This is a genomic window from Ruania halotolerans, assembly GCF_021049285.1.
GTDB lineage: Bacteria > Actinomycetota > Actinomycetes > Actinomycetales > Beutenbergiaceae > Ruania > Ruania halotolerans.
Genome location: NZ_CP088017.1, coordinates 4,074,590 through 4,093,464 on the forward strand (window position 1 = coordinate 4,074,590; position 18,875 = coordinate 4,093,464).

16 protein-coding genes are annotated in these 18,875 nt (G+C 68.0%); 8 read left to right on the top strand and 8 right to left on the bottom strand.

What is annotated here, in order from left to right:
- Positions 1-100: 100 nt before the first annotated feature.
- Genes LQF10_RS18430 through LQF10_RS18445 form a run of 4 tightly spaced genes read right to left on the bottom strand, consistent with a single transcriptional unit; the run spans position 101 to position 4,632 of the window.
- Positions 101-1,075, bottom strand: coding sequence for a carbohydrate ABC transporter permease (locus tag LQF10_RS18430; RefSeq protein WP_231065302.1), 975 nt, complete (start codon positions 1,073-1,075; stop codon positions 101-103).
- Positions 1,075-2,025, bottom strand: a complete 951-nt coding sequence (locus LQF10_RS18435) for a carbohydrate ABC transporter permease (protein ID WP_231065303.1) — start codon at positions 2,023-2,025, stop codon at positions 1,075-1,077. The genes LQF10_RS18430 and LQF10_RS18435 overlap by 1 nt, the downstream gene beginning before the upstream one ends.
- 4 nt (positions 2,026-2,029) lie before the next feature.
- Positions 2,030-3,340, bottom strand: coding sequence for an ABC transporter substrate-binding protein (locus LQF10_RS18440; RefSeq protein ID WP_231065304.1), 1,311 nt, complete (start codon positions 3,338-3,340; stop codon positions 2,030-2,032).
- Positions 3,337-4,632, bottom strand: coding sequence for an aminotransferase class V-fold PLP-dependent enzyme (locus LQF10_RS18445; RefSeq protein ID WP_231065305.1), 1,296 nt, complete (start codon positions 4,630-4,632; stop codon positions 3,337-3,339). The genes LQF10_RS18440 and LQF10_RS18445 overlap by 4 nt, the downstream gene beginning before the upstream one ends.
- A 128-nt stretch (positions 4,633-4,760) precedes the next feature.
- Here LQF10_RS18445 and LQF10_RS18450 point away from each other — a divergent pair, with 128 nt between their 5' ends.
- The 4 genes from LQF10_RS18450 (at position 4,761) to LQF10_RS18465 (ending at position 10,455) form a co-directional block, all read left to right on the top strand.
- On the top strand, positions 4,761-5,456 hold the full coding sequence (locus LQF10_RS18450) for a FadR/GntR family transcriptional regulator (protein WP_231065306.1): 696 nt from the start codon (positions 4,761-4,763) through the stop codon (positions 5,454-5,456).
- Positions 5,457-5,581: 125 nt separating this feature from the next.
- On the top strand, positions 5,582-6,379 hold the full coding sequence (locus tag LQF10_RS18455) for a CPBP family intramembrane glutamic endopeptidase (RefSeq protein ID WP_231065307.1): 798 nt from the start codon (positions 5,582-5,584) through the stop codon (positions 6,377-6,379).
- A gap of 99 nt (positions 6,380-6,478) precedes the next feature.
- Complete coding sequence (locus LQF10_RS18460; RefSeq protein ID WP_231065308.1) at positions 6,479-9,256, top strand: lysylphosphatidylglycerol synthase transmembrane domain-containing protein; 2,778 nt, start codon at positions 6,479-6,481, stop codon at positions 9,254-9,256.
- Positions 9,257-9,306: 50 nt separating this feature from the next.
- Positions 9,307-10,455, top strand: coding sequence for a PP2C family protein-serine/threonine phosphatase (locus LQF10_RS18465; protein ID WP_231065310.1), 1,149 nt, complete (start codon positions 9,307-9,309; stop codon positions 10,453-10,455).
- Between the two features lies 1 nt (position 10,456).
- Here LQF10_RS18465 and LQF10_RS18470 read toward each other — a convergent pair whose 3' ends face one another.
- Positions 10,457-11,809 (bottom strand): LssY C-terminal domain-containing protein, encoded by a 1,353-nt coding sequence (locus tag LQF10_RS18470; RefSeq protein WP_231065311.1) that lies wholly within the window; start codon positions 11,807-11,809, stop codon positions 10,457-10,459.
- Positions 11,810-11,904: 95 nt separating this feature from the next.
- Between LQF10_RS18470 and LQF10_RS18475 the strand changes: the two genes are divergently transcribed.
- Positions 11,905-12,171 carry an MmcQ/YjbR family DNA-binding protein gene (locus LQF10_RS18475; protein WP_231065312.1) on the top strand — a complete coding sequence of 89 codons (267 nt, stop codon included), beginning with the start codon at positions 11,905-11,907 and terminating at the stop codon, positions 12,169-12,171.
- A gap of 192 nt (positions 12,172-12,363) precedes the next feature.
- Here LQF10_RS18475 and LQF10_RS18480 read toward each other — a convergent pair whose 3' ends face one another.
- A complete protein-coding gene (locus LQF10_RS18480) occupies positions 12,364-13,032 on the bottom strand; it encodes a response regulator (RefSeq protein ID WP_231065313.1) in 669 nt (222 codons plus the stop codon).
- Entirely contained in the window at positions 13,032-14,297 is a 1,266-nt protein-coding gene (locus LQF10_RS18485; protein WP_231065314.1) for a sensor histidine kinase, read from the bottom strand. Before LQF10_RS18485 ends, LQF10_RS18480 begins: the two co-directional genes overlap by 1 nt.
- A gap of 162 nt (positions 14,298-14,459) precedes the next feature.
- Between LQF10_RS18485 and LQF10_RS18490 the strand changes: the two genes are divergently transcribed.
- Genes LQF10_RS18490 through LQF10_RS18500 form a run of 3 tightly spaced genes read left to right on the top strand, consistent with a single transcriptional unit; the run spans position 14,460 to position 18,379 of the window.
- Positions 14,460-15,848 (top strand): alpha/beta-hydrolase family protein, encoded by a 1,389-nt coding sequence (locus LQF10_RS18490; RefSeq protein ID WP_231065315.1) that lies wholly within the window; start codon positions 14,460-14,462, stop codon positions 15,846-15,848.
- Between the two features lie 4 nt (positions 15,849-15,852).
- Positions 15,853-17,868, top strand: a complete 2,016-nt coding sequence (locus tag LQF10_RS18495; protein WP_231065316.1) for an ABC1 kinase family protein — start codon at positions 15,853-15,855, stop codon at positions 17,866-17,868.
- 22 nt (positions 17,869-17,890) lie between these two features.
- Positions 17,891-18,379, top strand: a complete 489-nt coding sequence (locus LQF10_RS18500) for a MarR family winged helix-turn-helix transcriptional regulator (RefSeq protein ID WP_231065317.1) — start codon at positions 17,891-17,893, stop codon at positions 18,377-18,379.
- Between the two features lie 116 nt (positions 18,380-18,495).
- Here LQF10_RS18500 and LQF10_RS18505 read toward each other — a convergent pair whose 3' ends face one another.
- A complete protein-coding gene (locus tag LQF10_RS18505) occupies positions 18,496-18,843 on the bottom strand; it encodes a VOC family protein (protein ID WP_231065318.1) in 348 nt (115 codons plus the stop codon).
- Between the last annotated feature and the right edge of the window lie 32 nt (positions 18,844-18,875).

Genomic DNA, 18,875 nt, shown 5'->3' on the forward strand with positions numbered 1-18,875 from the left:
TACATTGACCCGGCTAACGTCGTCAACCACGGTTGACGCCAGGCCGCGCCTCCGCACCCCCGCACCCCCGCACCTCGCCGGGGGTGGTGGGCGAGAGGGGTCAGCCCTTCACTGCCCCGGCCGTCAGGCCCTGCACGATCCACTTGCTGGCCAGGGCAAACATCACCATGGTCGGCAAGATCGTCAGTACCGCTGCTGCCGACATCGATCCCCAATCGATGTTGAACGTCGAAATGAAGCCGTTGAGCGCCGCCGGCACCGTTCGGTTCGACTCCGCGTGCATCAGCACCACCGAGAGGAACAGCTCGTTCCACGAGTTCACGAAGTTGAAGATGAACGCTGCGATGATCCCCGGTGTCATGACGGGCACGATCACCCGGAACAGCGCCCCCAACCGGGAGCAACCGTCGATCATCGCCGCCTCCTCCAGCGCATCCGGCACGTTCTGGAAGAAGCCGCGCAGCATGATCGTGGAGAACGGGATGCTGATCGCTACGTAGACCAGCACCAGGCCGAACTTGCGATCCACCAGACCCAGTTCGGACATCATCGAGTACAGCGGGCCGAGCGCGATGAACGCGGGGATCATCTGGGTGAGCAGGAACGCGATCAACACCGCACCCTTGGAACGGAAGTGGAACCGTGCCAGGACGTAGGCGCTCAACAGGGCGATCAGCGTGGCAGTGGCTCCCGCAGTGGTGGCGATGATTGCCGAGTTGGCCAGGAACACCCCGAAGTTGCTCTGTTCGAACAGTCCGCGATAGTTACCCAGGGACAGGTCCCCGGGCCAGTACTCCAACGGGAAGCGGCTGATCGTCCCGGGGGCCTTCAGCGAGGTGATCGCGATCCAGTACAGCGGGAACAGGGTGATCAGCAGCCATGTACCCAGCCCGACCACGCGCAGCACACCGCCAGGGGTGATCCGCCTTGGCGTCGGCCGATCGACCCCGGGCCCGGTGACGGTCGCGGCGGGCGTCAGGGACGCCGTGAGCGCCTCCTGGCCTGAACCCTGCGGTGCCTCACTCCGGTGCGCCTCGTCCCTCGGCGCCCGAACGCGAGGGCTCCTCGCGCTCATCATTGGTTGTCCGCCTTCCGGATCGCCAGCAGGTAGAACGCGCAGAAGACAAGCAGGAAGCCCACCACGCTGAGCCCGATGGCGCTGGCCAGACCGTAGTTGCCCTGCTGTGTGTAGTTGATCATCCAGGTGGTGATGATGTGGGTGCGGTTCGCCGGCCCACCGCCGGTCATCGCGTAGATGACGTCCGGGAAGTTGAAGATCCAGATGATCCGCAACAGCACGGTCAGCAACAGCGTCATCGCGATGGTCGGGATGATGATCGAGAACAGGGTCCGTGCCTTGCCGGCACCGTCGATACTGGCGGCCTCGAGCATTTCCTCGGGCACGGACTGCAGCGCCGCGAGGATCATGATTGCGAAGAACGTCACGCCGTACCAGATGTTCGCCACGATCACTGCGATCAAGGCGAGCGTGGGGTCGGCGAGCCACGGGATGGGCGCATCGATCAGCCCGACTTTGCCGAGCAGGTCGTTGACCACGCCGAACTCCGCGTTGAACATCCACCGGAACAGCATCCCGATGAGGAATCCCGAGACGGCCCAGGGGAAGAACACCAGCGCTTGATACACGCCACGGAACCGGAATCGTTTGCGCAGTGCCAGCGCGAGTGCGAACCCGATGAGAAGCTGCGGAACCAAAGATCCGAGCACCCAGACCACCGAGTTCCGCAGGACGGTCGGAAAGACGGGGTCGGCCAGGATGGTCCTGAAGTTGTCGAGCCCCACGAACGGTGTGGACGTCAGGTCCCAGAGATTCCAATCCTGGAACGCCATCGTCGCACCGCGGAGCATGGGGTAGTAGGTGAACCATCCGACGAACACGATCGCCGGGGCCAGGAACGCCAGGATGGTGAGCCCGTGGCGAGCACGGAAGGGCCGCCGTCGGTCCTCGCCCGCCCCGCCGGCAGAACCGGCGGGGCGCTTGAGGGGAGAGGTCTGGGTGGTCACCAGGTCACTCCGCGGAGGCGTACTTCTCGGTCCAGAACTCGTCCCATGAGGCGAGCAGCTCCTCGTGGGTCATCTCCCCGAGCAGCACGCTCTGGATCTCCTGATCGGCCTTCTGGATCCACTCGGTCCACCAGCTCACACCGCGCGGCTGAGACACGTTGACGTACGTCTCTGGGTCCTCAGTCATCGTCACGTAGCTGGTCCACGGACCCTCGGAGTAGAACTCGTCCTCGGCTGCCGAGGCGATCGGCGGCACCAGGCTGTTCGCCTGCGCGAACTCGGTGGCCGGCCCCTCCGAGGCGAGGAACTGCACCAGGGCGACCGCTTCCTCGTGGTGCTCACTGCCCTCGGCGACGCCCCATCCGGCTGTTGCCAGCGGCTGGGCGGCGCGACCGGTCGGTCCCACCAGCAGCGGGGCGGTGTCCCACTGGTCCTCGCTGAGCGTGTCCGAACCCTGGATGGTGGCGATCACTTCCGGGTCCTGGAGCAAGAACGCCGTGGAACCGTTGTTGAAGCCCTCCACCATCTCGGGGTATCCCCAGGAGACCGCCGAAGGCGGTGACGCCTGCTCGAACAGTGCGAAATACGTCTCCAGTGCATCCAACGCCTCCGGGGCGGCGAAGATGGTGGAGCCATCGTTCATCCGGAAGGCGTCTTCCACGTCGAGGTCGTCGATCACATAGGCATTGATGGCGGCGGTCACATTGCCGTTGGCGTTCTGCCCGCCACGGAAGGCGTACCCGTAGGTGTTGCTGGCCGGGTCCTGGATGGCGGTGGCCTGTTCAAGCAGGTCCTCCCAGCTGGACGGCGGCCCGTCGAAACCTGCCTCCTCCACCAGGTCGGTGCGGTAGAAGAGCGAAAGGCCATAGAAGCCGTACGGGAGGAAGTAGCTCTCGCCGTCGCCCTCTGCCACGGCCCGGGCATTGTCGGTGAGGGCCTCCCACCCGTCCCAGCCTTCGAGGTCACCGCTCATGTCGTACAGCCAGCCGTTGTTGGCGAACGGGCCCACCGTGATGTCGCGGACCTCAAGCACATCCACCCCGGAGCCCGATTGCAGCATCTGCTGGATGGTCTGGTCCGCCTGTTCGGTCGGAGGGGAGACGAGATCCACCTCCACGCCCGGGTTCTCTGCCTCGAAATCGTCGAGCAGGCCGCGGATCAACACCGTACGGTCGGGGTTGGTGAGCGACTCCACCATCTGCAGAGTCACCTGATCGCCGGATTCGCCAGAGTCGGTCGAGTCACCGGAACAGGCTGCCAGGGCCAGCATGGCCAGGCCGGCCGTGGTGGCGACGGCGGAACGTCGGTATGTCATGATTCCTCTCCTTCGAGGGTGTGGTGAGGTGAGCGGGAACGGGGACGCCGAGCCGATCGAGCAGGCCCGGCTGCGTCGAGCACAAGCGGGATGCCGCGCTCGACGAACTGGTGGAAGTCGGCAACCTCGGTGTACAGGTGCGCCGAGAGGCGCAGGTACGGTCGCCCGTCGAAGGTGGTGAATGCGGCCTCCACCCCGGCCGTATCGACGAGCACATCGCGCAGTCCGTCGGCCGCTTCGCGGTTGTCGGCGAGACTGTCCGGCATACGCACCAGACGCATCGATGGCACCGGCGCCACACCCATCACCACAGGCTCGGAGTCGAGGTGCGGTGCGATGGCCTCGCCGATGATCGCGGCGCCGAGGTCGGCCAGCTCGGACATCGTCTCGCGCGCGGCCGCCCAGCCGTACTCGCGTTCCATCCAGGCGATCGCCCGTGGTGCGGCGAGATAGCTGGTGGCGTCGATCGTTCCCTGGGTGTCGAATCGCGCGGGAAAGGGCTCCTCGGCAGCCCAGGAGTCGATCAACGGCCACAGGTCGTCCCGATCGGCCGCGGCGCTGACGAGCACCGCGGCTCCGCGCGGGGCACATGGCCACTTGTGCAGGTTGCCGAACCACCAGTCCGGCTCCCCGCAGCGGGCAGGCGCATCGATCAGACCAGGGGCATGGGCGCCGTCGACGAGTACCCGCACACCGGAGCGGCGCGCCTGCGCAACGATCTGTGCGACCGGGAAGCGGCGCGCGGTCGGTGAGGTGATCTGATCCACCACGATGAGCCGGGTCCGGGGTGAGGTGGCGGCGGCGAACCGGGTGAGGACCTCCTCGTCATCGGCGAATAACGGGATGGCGACGATGCGCACGCTCGCACCGAACCGGCGAGCGAGGCGGCGCGCTCCCATGGTCACCGCGCCGTAACCGTGGTCGGTCACGAGGATCTCCTCGCCCGCTTCCAGCCGGAGACTGTTGAAGACGACGGTCGCCGCGGCCGAGGCGTTGGGGACGAACGCAAGATCGCCGGCATCGGCACCGATGAACGCGGCAATCTCGTGGCGAGCCTGCAGCACGTACTCGGCCAGCCGCGGGTACCAGCCAATCGGACTGCGATCGCCCACTGCCCGCAACTCGTCCTGGTACCGCACCACATCGGTGGGCACCGCACCGAACGAGCCGTGGTTGAGGTGCACGATCTCCGGGTCGAGCGGCCACGCGTCCCGCGCGCGGTGGTGGCTGCGCAGGCGCACGCCGCTCGCTGCTGACCGCAACGCTGCCTGGTGCATCACACCTCTTTCCATGGCCGCATGTTGTTCGATGACTTGAGCGCCAATGCCGACTTTGACTGCACTATCAGACCACTATTGGTGATACTTGTCGAACAACTCGTGGACTCTAGCCTAGGATCCATCAGTGAGGAAGGGGCAACATGCGTGCACTCGAGACCGCGCTGGATGGATTGCGCACTCTGATCGCGGCTGAAGACCTGCAACCGCGGGATCGTCTCCCCAGCGAGTCGGAGCTGTGTGAGCGGTTCGGCGTGTCCCGCGGATCGCTGCGTGAAGCCATCCGGATGCTCGCCGCCCTCGGGGTGCTCGACACCAGGCACGGATCGGGCACCTACGTCGGCGATCTGCGCGCAGCGCCGATCCTGGAGAACCTCTCGCTCACCGTGGGCCTACTCCCGCTGGACTCGCTGCTGGAGCTCACCGAACTGCGGCGCGCCTTGGAAGCGCACGCGGCAACGCTGGCGGCCGCGCGGATCGACGAGGCCACCTTGGTTCAGCTCGCCGAACTCCTGGACGAACTCGAGGCCACAACGGACGACGCCGAGCAGTCCCGCCTCGATCACGAGTTCCACCTGCGTATCGTGGAAGTGGGCGCGAACAGTGCGTTCGCAGCGATGGTCTCAGTGCTGCGGTCCCGCTCGCGTGCCTACCATCTGTTCAGCACGCAGGATGGTGACGAGGTGAAGCGGCTCTCCGACGCCGGCCACCGAGCCATCTGGCAGGGGTTGCGGGCGCGCGATCCGCTGGCGGCCTCCGCCGCTGCCGCTGCCCACGTCGCTCAGACGGAGGCGTGGCTTCGTCAGCATCGGCCGCCGGCCATCGTCGCCCACCCTTGAGCACGCGATCATAGGAATCGAGCTGCCCCGATCGAGTCGACGTCCTCTCGCCTGTCAGTCGGTTCAGGCGATGTCAGTCGATTCGCACACGCCGCGCGGCACAAGAAGCAGACAGACTGGACGCCATGGAAACTGCACCGGTGGCCCCACCGCCGAGTAGCCGGGCTCGTTCGAAGCGCCTGACCGCCGAGATCTGGATCGTGCTCGGCCTGAGTCTGGGCAAGTCCGCGGTGTATGCCGTGGTGGCGATCATCGCCGCACTGACTCGCGGCCCACTCGGGGAACAGACCACCGCCCTGAACACCTCCCAATCGCCGCGCCCCTACCTTGATCTGACCTACCAGGTGCTCTCGGTGGCCTTCGCGCTGGTCCCGGTGGCCCTGGTGCTCTACCTGCTCAGCGACTCCGGGCGCAGCGCCTTCCGCCGGATCGGGCTGGACCTGCGGCGCCCGGTCAGCGATCTCGGGTGGGGCGTCGCGCTCGGTGCACTGATCGGAATCCCCGGGCTCGGCCTGTACCTGGCCGGCCGTGCGCTCGGGATCACGGTCGCGGTACAGGCATCCGGGCTCGACCCGTACTGGTGGACCGTTCCGGTGTTGATCCTGGCGGCACTGAAGAACGCACTCGTGGAGGAGGTGATCGTGGTCGGCTACCTCGTGGAACGGCTCGGCGAGAAGCGCTGGGGCATCCCTGCCATCGTGGCCACGTCGGCGCTCATTCGCGGCGGATATCACCTGTACCAGGGCTGGGGCCCCTTCGCCGCGAACGCCATCATGGGCGTGATCTTCACGTTGTTCTACCTCTCCCGGTTCGGTCGCAGGCGAGTGATGCCGTTGGTGGTGGCGCACACTGTGCTCGATGTGGCGGCGTTCGTGGGGTACCAGTACCTCCCCGAGACGTGGCTGGAGGCCCTCGGGGTCTGACCACCACACGGCGCTCGTGATCGCCGTCACACCGGCTCAGGCAGTTCAGTGCCGGAAATGACCCGAGGACTGTCACGCCCCTCACTTACCATCGAGATCATGGCTGGCCAGACCTCTGACACACCGGCGCCGCCCCACGGCCCGGTGCGCTCGGTCTCGCTGCTGGACGCACCGCTGACCCGCGTCCGCCGCCCCATGGATCTGGTCCTCATGCTCACCACCTTGGTGGCCGTGGTGGTGGTGCTCGCCCTCTCGGTGTATGCCTACGGCACCACCACCGGCGTGACTCGCGATGTGCAGTCCGTGTTCTCCCAGGTGGTGCGCAACATCCTGCTGCTGCCGATGAACGCGATCGAGGGCTTCCTCACTCTGATTCTCCCGATCGTGGTCATCGTGGATCAGATCCTGCGGCGCCAGGCACGCAACATCCTGGACGCGCTCGCCGCCGCATTCGCCGCCGTCTTGGTGACGGCGGGAGCCAGCTGGCTGCTGGAGTCCTTCGCCCCAGAAGAGGTACTGCGGGCCCTGCACCTGCTCGAGGGCGGGGAATGGGTGATGACCGTGACGCCGATGGTGGCCGGACTGGCCGCCTTCCTCACCGCGATCGGAACCCGCTCGAGGCGCCGCCTGGTGGCGATCTCGTGGAACCTGCTCTGGATCGTCCTGGTGGTTTCGGTCATCGCCGGCGAGGCAACGCTGGTGGGCGCCCTGGTCTCGGTGCTACTCGGACGTGCGGTGGGGCTCGGCATGCGGTACGCCTCCGGAGTGCGCAGTGAGCGCGCCCACGGAATCACGCTGGTCGAAGGGATCCGGCGCGCAGGAGTCGATGCGGTCAGTGTGATCCGGATCGGCGATACCACGGACCACGCGGCTCTGCCACGCGAGACCATCACGGTCTCGAACCCCATCGGCTACGTACCCGAGGGGATGACGGCGAACCGGGCCACAGCTGCCCGGGTGGAAGCGGAGGAGGCCGCGGCACGCGCCGCAGACGATCACGGCTCGACCCTCCTGGATGGCACGGAACCCACGCACGCCCGTAGCGGCACAGCCAGCACCGACCGCACCGACAGCGACAGCGACAGCGACAGCAGCGATGACAAAGGCGCGACTCCGCCGCCCTCGTGGGCATCCGGATCCACCGGTGCGGCCGAGCCACCCGCCGTCCCGGATCACGTGCAGGATTCGGCCACCGTGGCCACCGAGCGCGAGGGGGCGAACCGCGTGTACGCGGTCACGGATGCCGACGGCGTGCGCTGGGACGCCGTCGTCCTGGATGCGGACCGGCAGGTGATCGGCTGGCTGAACGCACTGCTCTCGACGCTCGCCCGCCGCGGCCTCGACCGCCGCGCCACCGTGTCTCTGCGCCAATCCGCCGAGCGGGCCTCCTTGATGTACTACGCCGCCGCAGCTGCCGGAGTGAACTGCCCCCGGCTGCACGGGATCGCCGAAGCGGGCGCATCGGTGCTGCTCCTGGGTGAGCACGTCCCCGGCGCCCGGCAGGTCTCGGACATCGCTGCGGAGTCGATCACTGACGAGATGATGCACAGCGCATGGGAGCAGCTCGGGCGGGCGCACCGGGCCGGGCTCGCGCACCGCAACATCTCCGCTGACACGGTGCACGTGGTGACCAGCGGAGGTCGGGCCGGCGAGGTCTGGCTGAACGGTTGGGAGGAGGGGGAGATCGCCTCCGGATCGTTGGCGCGACGCGTGGACCTGGCCCAGTTGCTCACACTCTTCGCACTGCGGGTGGGTGCCGAACGTGCGGTCGCGGCTGCTTCGCGGGCGCTTTCGATCGCGCGACTGGCCGAAATCGCTCCGCTGCTGCAGCCCATCGCGCTACCGGCACAGACGCGCACCGAAGCCCGGGCGGCGAAGGACCTGATGGCCGAGCTGCGGACCCACCTGGTGGCGTTCATCCCGACCGCAGGCCACGTGCAGCCGATCCAGATCGCCCGGTTCACCGCCCGGACGGCCATCACCCTCACGGTGGCGGTGGTGGCCGGGTGGGTGGTGCTCACCACACTCAACTTCCAACAGATCGCCGATGTGGTGGCACAGGCGAATCCGTTGTGGTTGGTGGTGGCGTTCGCCTTTGGCCTACTCACCTACCTGGGTTCGGCGATGGGCCTGGTGGCCCTCTCACCCGACCGGCTCGGCCTGTGGCGCACCATCCTCGTGCAGGTGGCCGCCTCCGTCATCACACTGGTGGCACCGGCGGGCGTGGGGCCGGCCGCCCTGAACCTGAGGTTCATGCAGAAACGCGGCGTGCAGACTCCGGTGGCGCTGGCCACAGTGGCGCTCCTTCAGGTGTCTCAGTTCGTCACCACCGTGCTCCTCTTGCTCGCGATCGCACTCCTCACCGGCAGTTCCAGTGCCCTGCAGCAGCTCCCCTCCGGGGCGGTGCTGGTGGTGGTGGGTGCGGTCCTGGTGCTCGCCGGTGCCGTCTTCGCGGTGGGTTCGTTGCGCCGATGGGTGATCAAGAAGACGAAACCCACGCTGCAGCAGGTCTGGCCACGGCTGGTCTGGGTGATCGGGCAACCACACCGGATCGTGATGGCCATCGGTGGCAACCTGATCATGACGATCGGCTTCCTGGCCGCGTTCGGTGCCGCGCTGGCGGCCTTCGGGCAGAGCCTGCCGCTGACGTCCTTGGCCGTCGTGTTCCTCACCGGGACGGCCGTCGGCTCCGCGATACCAACTCCCGGCGGTATCGGCACCGTCGAGTTCGCCCTGTCCACGGGTCTGACCACAGCGGGTATCGCGACTGCGGCCGCGGCCTCAGTGGCCGTGCTGTTCCGGGTGCTGACCTTCTGGATCCGGGTCCCCCTCGGATGGTGGGCGCTGCGCTACCTGCAACGTCGTGAAGTGCTTTGAGCGGTAGGGTGTGAGGGCAACGACGGACTCAATCTCAGAGGCGGTGCACGATGGCGGTGAGGTTCCGCTACGCCCTGAGCACTGACCTCGGAACCGTCCGCACGAATAACGAGGACTCCGCATTCGGCAGTGATCGTCTGCTTCTGCTCGCGGACGGAATGGGCGGCCATGCTGCAGGCGAGGTTGCCTCGGCCACGGCGATGCGCGTCTTCGCCGGGTTGACCACGCAGTTGGTCGCAGGCGTCACGGCCGCCGATGCCATCCTCGATGCCGGCCGTCGCACCCGCCGGGCGCTACACAGCATGTCCGAAGCGGATCCGATGCTCGAGTCGATGGGCACCACGCTGCTCGCGGCGGCCTGCGATGGTGACGGGGTGACGGTGGGGCACATCGGCGATTCCCGCGTCTATGCGCTGCGCGAGGAGTCGCTCTACCAGGTCACCACCGACCACACCCATGTCCAGCGGCTGGTGGAGACCGGTCAGCTCACTCCGGAACGTGCGCGCACCCATCCCTATCGGTCCATGTTGGTGAAATCGCTGGACGATCAGCCTGGTGGTGCAGATCTGGACATCATCGACGTGCAGCTTCAGGTCGGTGACCGGTTGCTGTTGTGCTCGGACGGGCTCTCCGACTATCTCCCCGCCGAGCAGATCGGCGAGCTGCTCGCTGTGCCGGACCTTGAGGAGGCGGCGCAGCGATTGGTCGATGCCGCGCTCGAGATAGGCACCCGCGACAACGTGACCGTCGTGGTTGCCGATCTCGAGGTGCTCGAGAGCACGGCCAGCACCACGACTGCCTCGACACGGCACGATCCTGACGGCGGAGCCAGCGTCGTCGATCAGGGCAGCACCGTGGTCGGAGCTGCCGGGGATGCCATCGGCCTCTCGGCCGAGGCAGCCGCCGCGCTGCGCGCCACACTGCCGGACCTGGTCCTGGATGCGCAGGCGCCGATGGCTGGGCTGGCGGACGCACCTGCTGCCTCGCTGGAGGACGACGAGGCTCCTGACGACCAACCCCACACCCCACCCGGCGTCCCGCCCGCTGAAGGCGAGACGGCCGCCGCACCTGCGCCGTCGGGGAGTAGCTCCGGACCCGGGCAGACGCACCCCTCAGCGACTCCCCACCGCCTGCCCGGGCTGCTCGCGGCACTCGCGGTCCTCGCCGTTGCCGTGGCCCTCTGGCTGCTGCTCGGCTGAGTCAGGCCTTCTCCCCTTCTGCTGACTGCCCACGGGTGAACACGCGCGCCGTCTCGCCGGAGAGGGCCAGCAGCACCAGGATCTCCACAGATGTGCCGAGCAGCTGACTGGCTAGCGCTGCCTCGGGGGCGCCGAGGATCCACAGCACCGCGTAGGCGAGCACGCCGATCGCACCCAGCATGAGGGTGGCCATTCGCGCCCAGTTCGCCCGGCGGTAGATGAACCCGGCCAGCACCAGGTAGGCGAGCAGATAGGCCATCAGGGCCACCCGCAGGATGAGGAACACTGCCTCGGGGGCGATACCAGCCTGCACCAGCGGGGGGACCACGCTGAGCTTCTCCACCTGTGCCGGGCTGAGGCCGGCCACCCACGCCAGTCCGATGACACCCGTCACCACGCGCAGCACCATGAGCAACATCCCGAACGCCACGGTCAACGGGATGGCCCGCCGTTGATGGGCATCGGCATCGTCGCGCTGGATCTCCTCAGCCACCGCACCGGTCGGCCCGCGAGTGGCACGCAGGTCCACAATCGGCAGATCGCCATCGGTGCGGATCGCGTCGCCGCCGCCGTTGCGATGGTGATAGCCGGTGGAGAAGTTGCGCAGATGTTTGACCACGATGGCGTCATTACCGGTACCGGGTGCGGTGAGCGTGGACAGGATGTGGTCACGTTCGGCATCGATCTCCGCATCGATCCGGTGCGTGAACTGCAGCGTGAAGTGGGACAGACCCACGGCCCGGTCATAGGTTCCGGCGGCGAGCCAGTCCACCTTCTTACCACCGGGCAGCCGCCAGCCGGTCGGACACGGCCAGAACCTCACGTGATGACGTTGCGCCGGATTGCCCTCCACCTCCTGCTGATAGGTGAACTGCTGCCGCCGCCCGAACAGGAACAGCGGACTCACCGGGGCATCCGGGTAGCTGCGCTGCAACAGGGTAGAGGCGATCATCCGGCGGCTCGACTCGAGGTTGATCTCGTCGGCGCGGTGCCAGCCGGCCCGCAGCATCGCCGCATGGATCTGCTCCTCGCTGCCGCGGAAGCCCAGGTTCACCGGGTCCCCGAGCAGCCCTTCGCGAGTCCTCGACCGGCCGATGAAGTAGTTCGGCACGTACACGCGGGTGAGCAGCCGATGCAATCGCGGCAGCAGCAGATACGTCACGATCACCCAGAACGGGAAGAACGCCCACAGGTGTCGCCAGCCCTCGGTGAGGAGCTGATGGATGAGCAGGAACGCTAGCCAGCCGCAGGCCACTGTGCCCAGGAAGAAGAACACGTGATCCCAGAATCGGACCGGGTTCTCCTGGACGACCTCGACGGCTGCGTGCGCCCGCTCGGTGAGCGTACGTGCCATGAGCCCCACGGTAGCGGCTCGGTCCGCGGAATCGCGCAGCCGACGCCAGTTGTCGGGACTCAGTGGCAGGATGGCCGCCAGGAGGTTCCCCAGCGATGCCGCATCCCCACATGTTCGATGACGACGACCCCTACCTCGACCGGGTCCGGCAGCTCTGTCTGGCCTTTCCCGAGGCTGAGGAGAAGGTCAGCCATGGCAGGCCCACGTTCCGGGCCGCGAAAGTCTTCACCGTCTACGGCGGCGGTACGAAAGGAAGTGCCGCCGAGCGTATCCGTTATGACCACTCGATCCTGGTGCTACCCGACGACGCTGAGCGACTGGCGCTGGAGCAGGATCCGCGCAGCTATACGCCGGCGTACTAGGGTCCAGCCGGATGGATCGGCTGGGACCTGGCACATGGGGGCGCCGCCGCCGAAGACGTGGATTGGTCGGAAGTGTTCGAACTGGTGGATGCCTCCTATCGGGCGCTCGCCACACCGGTTCTGCGCCGGCGATTGGAGAGCGCCGAACTGAGCCCGTCCCGCTTCCGATGACGCAACGCGGTCACCCTCTGCTCAACGGGTGCCCCCATTGCCTGCATCACCGGGAGCCACGAGTCCGGTTTCGTAGGCGACCACCACCGCTTGCGCACGATCACGCAGCTGGAGTTTCTGCAGGACGGCACTGACGTGGCCCTTGACCGTCTGCTCCGCCAAGGTGAGCCGAGCGGCGATCTCGGCGTTCGACAGCCCCGCGGCAATGAGCACCAGGACGTCTCGCTCCCGGGGGGTGAGTACCTTCAGCTCACGTGCCGGGATCTGCGGACGCCGCACCAGATCGGCGACGAGGCGCTTGAGAACGACGGGGGCCAGCAGCGCGTCCCCGTCGGCGACCGTGCGCACGCCCTCAGTGAGCTCGGCAGCGGTCGCATCTTTGAGCAGGAACCCGGCGGCACCGGCGCGCAGTGCATCGAGAACGTACTCATCGAGGTCGAAAGTGGTGAGCACCAGAACGTGCGCGGCCGTGGCCCGAGTGATCTGGCTGGTGGCGGTGATGCCGTCCATCCCAGGCATCCGTACGTCCATGAGCACCACGTCCGGGCGCATGTCGATCGCCAGCGCCACGGCAGCAGCGCCGTCGGATGCATCGGCGATCACCTCAATACCCGGCTGGGCATCGAGGAGTGCGGAGAACCCGGCCCGCACCATGGACTGATCGTCCACCACGATGACTCGGATCGTCATCACACCACCATGCCTGCGCGCGGCAGAGTGAACTGCAGGACGAAGCCGTCCGGAACCGAGGCGGCAGCGAATTCCCCACCGGCCGCACGCACGCGCTCGGCCACTCCACGTAACCCGTGGCCATACCAGGCCGGGTCAGCGCCCACGGGAACCTCCGCCGTCGGGACCTGAGCGTCCTCTGCGCCGGTACCGCTGTAAGCCGTGGCCCGCACCACGGCACCCGGCGGGTCATTCTCGGAATGGTCCGTGGTCACCGTGATCCACACCGGAGCGCCGAGAGCGTGCCGCCGGGCGTTGGAGAGGGCCTCCTGAATCCCGCGGTAGAGCGCCAGTTGTGCTGCCCCGCTGAGCTCCGGCCAGACCCGTGGCCACTGCGCATACACGGTGCTACCCGCCGCGCGGGCGGTCTCGATCAGGTCGGCGAGGTCGGCCACTCCCGGTTGGGGTGCCCGCGGAGCCTCGGAATCGCGCAGAACGGTCAGGACGCCGCGGACCTCTTGCAATGCGCCGCGGGCCAGTCCAGCGATCTCACTCAACTCGGCGGCGGCCGCGGGAGGCAGTTCCTTGATCCGGTAGGGCGCAGTCTCGGCGCGAACAGCTACCAGGGACATGTGGTGGGCCACCACATCGTGCAGATCTCGAGCGATCCGAGACCGCTCAGCACCGGCACGCTCCTGCTCCTGCGCCGCACGTGCTTCTTCGCGAGCCTGTTGCTCCGCCCGCTGAGCGGCGCGACGGGTCCGGGTGGCATCGATCACCAGCACCCCGGCGACCAGCAGCACCAGCCAGACCGGTCGTTCGAGGCCGTACGGTCCGAGGGCGATCAGGAGGAAGGACCATACCGCGGCTCCCCGGCGTTCGGGGGCATCGTGACGTGAGGCGACCCACAGGCAGGAGACCACGAGCGCACTGCTCGGCCAGGTGGAGGGATCGACCCGCGGTTGGTCGAGGAGCGCGGTCACCGTGAGTGCAAGGTGGAGAACGGCGGCGCACCGCCACCCCAGCAGTGGCAGGAACGGGGCGAGCATCCAGCTCAGTGCGGCGGCCGAGAGCGCGATCGTCGGCCACGCGGGCGTGGTGGGCTGGCGCAGAGCCACGGTGAGCACCAACACGAAGGCGCCGATCGAGACGCCCACGATCTGCAACCATCGGCGCGTGCGTGCCGGTACGGCGGTGGACACCAGCGCGGCCCGGAGGGCGCGCCCGCACTCGGTGGCCCAGTGCCGGGCCGTCTGTGCCCGCCCGGGCGCTGCACTCGTCGCCATCCGTCGACGATAGACAGTGCGGGACGTCGTTGTCGCCAGCCTCACGGGTGAACGCACCCCCTACTGGGGTATGGGGTGGGCCACACCACCCTCCTAGGTCGGGGGCACGCTTCAGCACACAGGCCGATTCGGTGCGGGCGCCGTGTGCCTAACGTCAGGTAGGTGCTCTTCCGGATCCTGCGTTCCTTCCGCATCCTCCTCATCGGTGCCATCGCCATCGTCGGTCTGATGATGGCGATGCCAGGGGCTCTCGCGTTCCTGCACGCGGTCACCATCGAGGCACCGACCGCGTCTCAGCTCGCCCAGGGCCAGCCATTGGAGTACCAACCCTCCACCCGGGAAGGCGAGGAAGGGCAGGAACGGTTCCGTGCCGACGGCGAGTGCTCAGTACCGGTGACCGTTCCGTTCGGATTGCGGGCGGCCTGCCAAGTCCACGACCTCGCCTACGACGAACTGCGCGTGGCCCGCGAATCCGGCCAGTACCACGCCGCGACAACGGCATGGGCACGTTGGATGGCAGATGTCGAGTTCACCCTGCGTGGTCACCGGCAGTGCGACGCAGCTCCGTTGCTCGGACGGCCCCTGTGCCACGGTGTGGTGGCCGTGATGGGCACCGCGGTGACCCTGAACTCGCTCCGCCAGGGATACGGCGCGACACCGCAGGAGTCGCCGGTCGTTCTGATGGCATGGGGTTTCGGGGCCGCAGCCCTGCTGGGAGCTCCGCGGCGGTCGAGAGGTGCTGGCCGGCATGAGCGCGAGTTCCACAGCGCCGTCCGGTCACCGGATGTGGTCGGAATGTATGTGGGAGTGCGGCACGCGAGCACGCTCTCGGCCCGGCTCCGGCTCCTGCGCGAAGCGCTGCAGCAGGGGATGACCGGATCCGGCGGTGTGGTCGTCCTGGTGGTGACCACGGGGTCAGGTTGGGTCAACCCGCATGTCGTCGAGGGCCTGCAGCGCGCGACGAGCGGACCCGTCACGATCATCGCGCTTCAGTACTCCCGCTTGCCGAGTTGGGCGGTTGCGCTGTTCCGGCCCTGGCTGCCCGCCCGTACGGCGCGAGCGGCCATCGCTGCTGCGAGTGATGCCGCGGCCGTTGTGCGCCGTCACGGCGGGCGGGTCCGCCTGCTCGTCCACGGGGAGAGCCTCGGGGCGGCGGCTATCCGGACTGCCTTCGCGCAACGACCGCAGCTGGCGGCGGCCGTCGACGGAGGGCTCCTGGTGAGCCCCCCGGGGAGCGTCGAGTGGGACGGGCCGGCGCACATCGACGTCGTCCGCCATCGTGATGACGCGGTGGTCTGGTTCACGCTGCGCCTGCTGGTCAGACCGTTGCGCTGGCGCCCGGCGGCCTGTGACGGGTACGCCGCTGCGCCGCCGTATCGTGGGCCATGGCGGCCGCTGCTGTCCTACCTGCAGGTGTTCGCCGCCTTACCGCGGGCGGGCGACCTGCCGTTCGGTCGTGGGCACCGGTATGGACCCGAGCTCACCCGCGCCTGGGCCCGGGTGCTGGCACGATCCGGGCGGTCCGCACAGGGGGCGCGTACGGCAGGATGAGGGCATGGTCGACTTCCTTGGCGCACAACTGACGTTGTGGTCAGTGGTGTTCTCCGTGGTGCTGTTCGGTCTGTTCGTGCGCCGTGTGATGGGCGTCCGGCTCAGTCTGCTCCGCACCGTGGTGGCTGCCCTGATCGGAGCCACTGCAGGCCCGGCCGTGCTGGGTGCGCTGCTCTCTCCTCCCGCCACAGAGGGCGATGTGCTCACCCTCGCGCTCTACGCCACATTGACCGCTGCCTTTGCTCTGATCCTGGCGATGTTCGCCCTCGCCACGATCGAGATGCTGATCCCGGACGGGTCATTGCCGGGCCCGGTCACGGCCTGGCGGTCGCTGCGCGGCCGCGTGCGTCGCAGCGGTCGATACCTGAAGCTGCTGCGCGTGGTGATCCGCCACGGCCTCGTCCGGTTCCTCCGCGGCGGTTCCCACCGGGGGGTACGCACCTCGGAGGAACGCCGCGCCCTGGCTCGCTCCTTGCGTCGCGCGCTGGAGGACGGCGGGGCGACCTTCGTCAAGCTCGGACAGCAGCTCTCCACACGCCGAGACCTCCTTCCTGCCGAGTTCATCGCCGAGCTCACGCGACTGCAGGATGACGCCTCCGCCCTGGAGTGGCCGGTGGTGGAGCGGGTGATCACGGACGAGCTGGGCGCACCGCCACTGGAGGTGTTCGCCACGATCGAGCCGCAGCCGTTGGCGGCCGCATCGATCGCGCAGGTGCACGCCGCCACCACTGCCGACGGCGATCGGGTGGTGGTCAAGGTGCAGCGCCCCGGGATCTCCGCCCAGGTCTCTCAGGATCTGGAGATCCTCGGCCGGTTCGCGACCGTTCTCACCGCACGCACGGCGTGGGCAGCCGACCTGGGGTTGACCGATCTGGTGAACGGGTTCGCTGAGGCGCTGGGTGAGGAGCTCGACTTCCGGATCGAACGGAACAACCTGGCCACGATCGCCGCGGGGCTGCAGACTTCCGGAGCGCGCGATATCCGGGTTCCGCGCGTGTGGGAAGGCGCGTGCACCTCCCGGTTGCTCGTGATGGAACGCCTCGACGGGGCCCCGCTCGGGGACGCCCAGCATGCGCTGGCCGGGCTGGGGCCGCAGCGCCGAGGAGAGCTCGCGGGTGAATTGCTGCGGGTGATGCTCGACCAGGTCACCCTGCACGGGGTGTTCCACGTGGATCTCCATCCGGGCAACCTGCTCGTGGACGTCTCGGCTGCCCATGGACGGGGCAGGCTCGCGATGCTCGACCTCGGCTCCGTGGGCCGCCTGGGTTCCCAGTCGCGCTCCAGCCTGACCCGGTTGCTCGCCGCTCTCGGCACCGGTGATTCCCTGGCTGCCTCGGACGCACTCCTAGAGGCGGTCAATCGCCCGGAGCGGGTGGATGAGCGCACATTGGAGCAAGAACTGGGGGAGATCCTGCTCCGGTTCACCGACTCCACCGGCGCGGGAACGGCCACCTCGAATGTGGCCGGGGCCATGGCCGAGTTGTTCCGCCTGGTGGCCCGCCACCGGTTGGGAATCCCGCCGCAACTGGCCGCCGCGTTCCGCGCGTTGGCCACACTGGATGGCACGCTCGGGGTGATCGATCCCGAGTTCGACCTGGTCCGCGGTGCCAGGGAGGCGAGCCGGGCGCGGTTGGAGTCGAACCTGGAACCGGCAGCGTTGCGCCGCACTGTGGAGTCGGAGCTGGTGACCCTGCTTCCGGTGCTCCGGCGCCTGCCACGCCGGATGGAGCGAATCGCCGACGCTGCCGAGCATGGCCGGCTGCAGGTGAACACGCGCCTGCTCGCCGATCCCGCGGACCGCAGGTTCGTGATGCGGCTGTGGCACCAGGGGTTGCTGACCATCCTCGCTGCAACAGCGGGGGTGATGGCCACGGTGATGTTCCTGGTGGCTCCGGGGCCGATGGTCACGGAGGAGGTGGGGTTGTTCCATGTGCTCGCTACCGCGCTGCTGGCTGGGTCGGTGATCCTTGTGATGCGCCTGCTCGTGGTGTTCTTCCGGCAGGATGACGATCCGCGATGAGCGCAAGTAGAGGGAGGGACCGATGACCATCGATGCAGGCGCGAGCGGGAATGACCCGCAGTGGCTCAGCGAGGACGAACGCACGGCGTGGCTCGCACTCACCGGTCTGCTGGTCCGCCTTCCCGGCGCCCTGGATGCTCAGCTCGAACGCGACTCCGGCCTGCGCTTCTTCGAGTACATGGTGCTCGCGATGCTGGCCGAGCAGGAGGACCGGACGTTGCGGATGAGCGCGCTGGCGGAGTTGACCAACGGGTCCCTGTCCCGGCTCTCCCACGTGGTGCAGCGCCTGGAGCGGCAAGGCTTGGTACGGCGGGCCACGAGCGCCGAGGACAAACGCGCCACGAACGCCATCCTCACCGACGAAGGACTGGCCCGGGTCGAGTCGGCGGCACCCGGCCACGTCGCGCACGCCCGCGCCCTGGTGGTGGACGCGGCCGGAGCCGAAGAGCTGGAGACGTTCGGCCGGGTGGCCTGGCAGATCCTGCAGCGCGTCGGCGGGTGGCGCACGTAGCCACGATGAGCCGGGCTGAGCCGTGTGAAACCACTTCTCGTGTCTGAACCCGGCGCGCCGTGGGTTCAGACATGAAAAGTGGGTTCAGATGGCGCGGGTGAGCCGACTCGCTCCCCTCAGTGCTCGCCCGCGACGCAGAACTGATTCCCCTGCGGGTCGGCGAGCACCACCCAGCGGAAGTCCCCCAACGCGTGAGTGTCCACCTGCTCGGCTCCCGCCGCGAGGAGCCGCTGCACCTCGGCGTCCAGATCGGTGGCGCTCAGGTCCAGGTGGATCCGGTTCTTCCCCGGGGTCGGGTCCTCGACCTTCTGGAACGCCAGGCGATACCCCACGCCATCGATATGCACCACGTAGAAGCCGCCGTCCTCTGCCGTGCTCGTCCCGCCCACCTGCTCGGCCCACCAAGCGGCCAGCGGCCCGGGGTCAGCAGTGTCGAACGTGATCATGTCCATCGTCAGGGTCATGCCACTCACGCTACTCCGAGGCGAGCTGTGGG

What these genes read in the sequence shown, in the direction of transcription:
- LQF10_RS18470 (WP_231065311.1), bottom strand. Translation starts at nt 11,809, where the DNA reads ATGGCACGTACGCTCACCGAGCGGGCGCACGCAGCCGTCGAGGTCGTC.
- LQF10_RS18430 (WP_231065302.1), bottom strand. Translation starts at nt 1,075, where the DNA reads ATGAGCGCGAGGAGCCCTCGCGTTCGGGCGCCGAGGGACGAGGCGCAC.
- LQF10_RS18450 (WP_231065306.1), top strand. Translation starts at nt 4,761, where the DNA reads ATGCGTGCACTCGAGACCGCGCTGGATGGATTGCGCACTCTGATCGCG.
- LQF10_RS18445 (WP_231065305.1), bottom strand. Translation starts at nt 4,632, where the DNA reads ATGGAAAGAGGTGTGATGCACCAGGCAGCGTTGCGGTCAGCAGCGAGC.
- LQF10_RS18440 (WP_231065304.1), bottom strand. Translation starts at nt 3,340, where the DNA reads ATGACATACCGACGTTCCGCCGTCGCCACCACGGCCGGCCTGGCCATG.
- LQF10_RS18495 (WP_231065316.1), top strand. Translation starts at nt 15,853, where the DNA reads ATGGTCGACTTCCTTGGCGCACAACTGACGTTGTGGTCAGTGGTGTTC.
- LQF10_RS18500 (WP_231065317.1), top strand. Translation starts at nt 17,891, where the DNA reads ATGACCATCGATGCAGGCGCGAGCGGGAATGACCCGCAGTGGCTCAGC.
- LQF10_RS18505 (WP_231065318.1), bottom strand. Translation starts at nt 18,843, where the DNA reads ATGACCCTGACGATGGACATGATCACGTTCGACACTGCTGACCCCGGG.
- LQF10_RS18455 (WP_231065307.1), top strand. Translation starts at nt 5,582, where the DNA reads ATGGAAACTGCACCGGTGGCCCCACCGCCGAGTAGCCGGGCTCGTTCG.
- LQF10_RS18485 (WP_231065314.1), bottom strand. Translation starts at nt 14,297, where the DNA reads ATGGCGACGAGTGCAGCGCCCGGGCGGGCACAGACGGCCCGGCACTGG.
- LQF10_RS18465 (WP_231065310.1), top strand. Translation starts at nt 9,307, where the DNA reads ATGGCGGTGAGGTTCCGCTACGCCCTGAGCACTGACCTCGGAACCGTC.
- LQF10_RS18480 (WP_231065313.1), bottom strand. Translation starts at nt 13,032, where the DNA reads ATGACGATCCGAGTCATCGTGGTGGACGATCAGTCCATGGTGCGGGCC.
- LQF10_RS18475 (WP_231065312.1), top strand. Translation starts at nt 11,905, where the DNA reads ATGCCGCATCCCCACATGTTCGATGACGACGACCCCTACCTCGACCGG.
- LQF10_RS18460 (WP_231065308.1), top strand. Translation starts at nt 6,479, where the DNA reads ATGGCTGGCCAGACCTCTGACACACCGGCGCCGCCCCACGGCCCGGTG.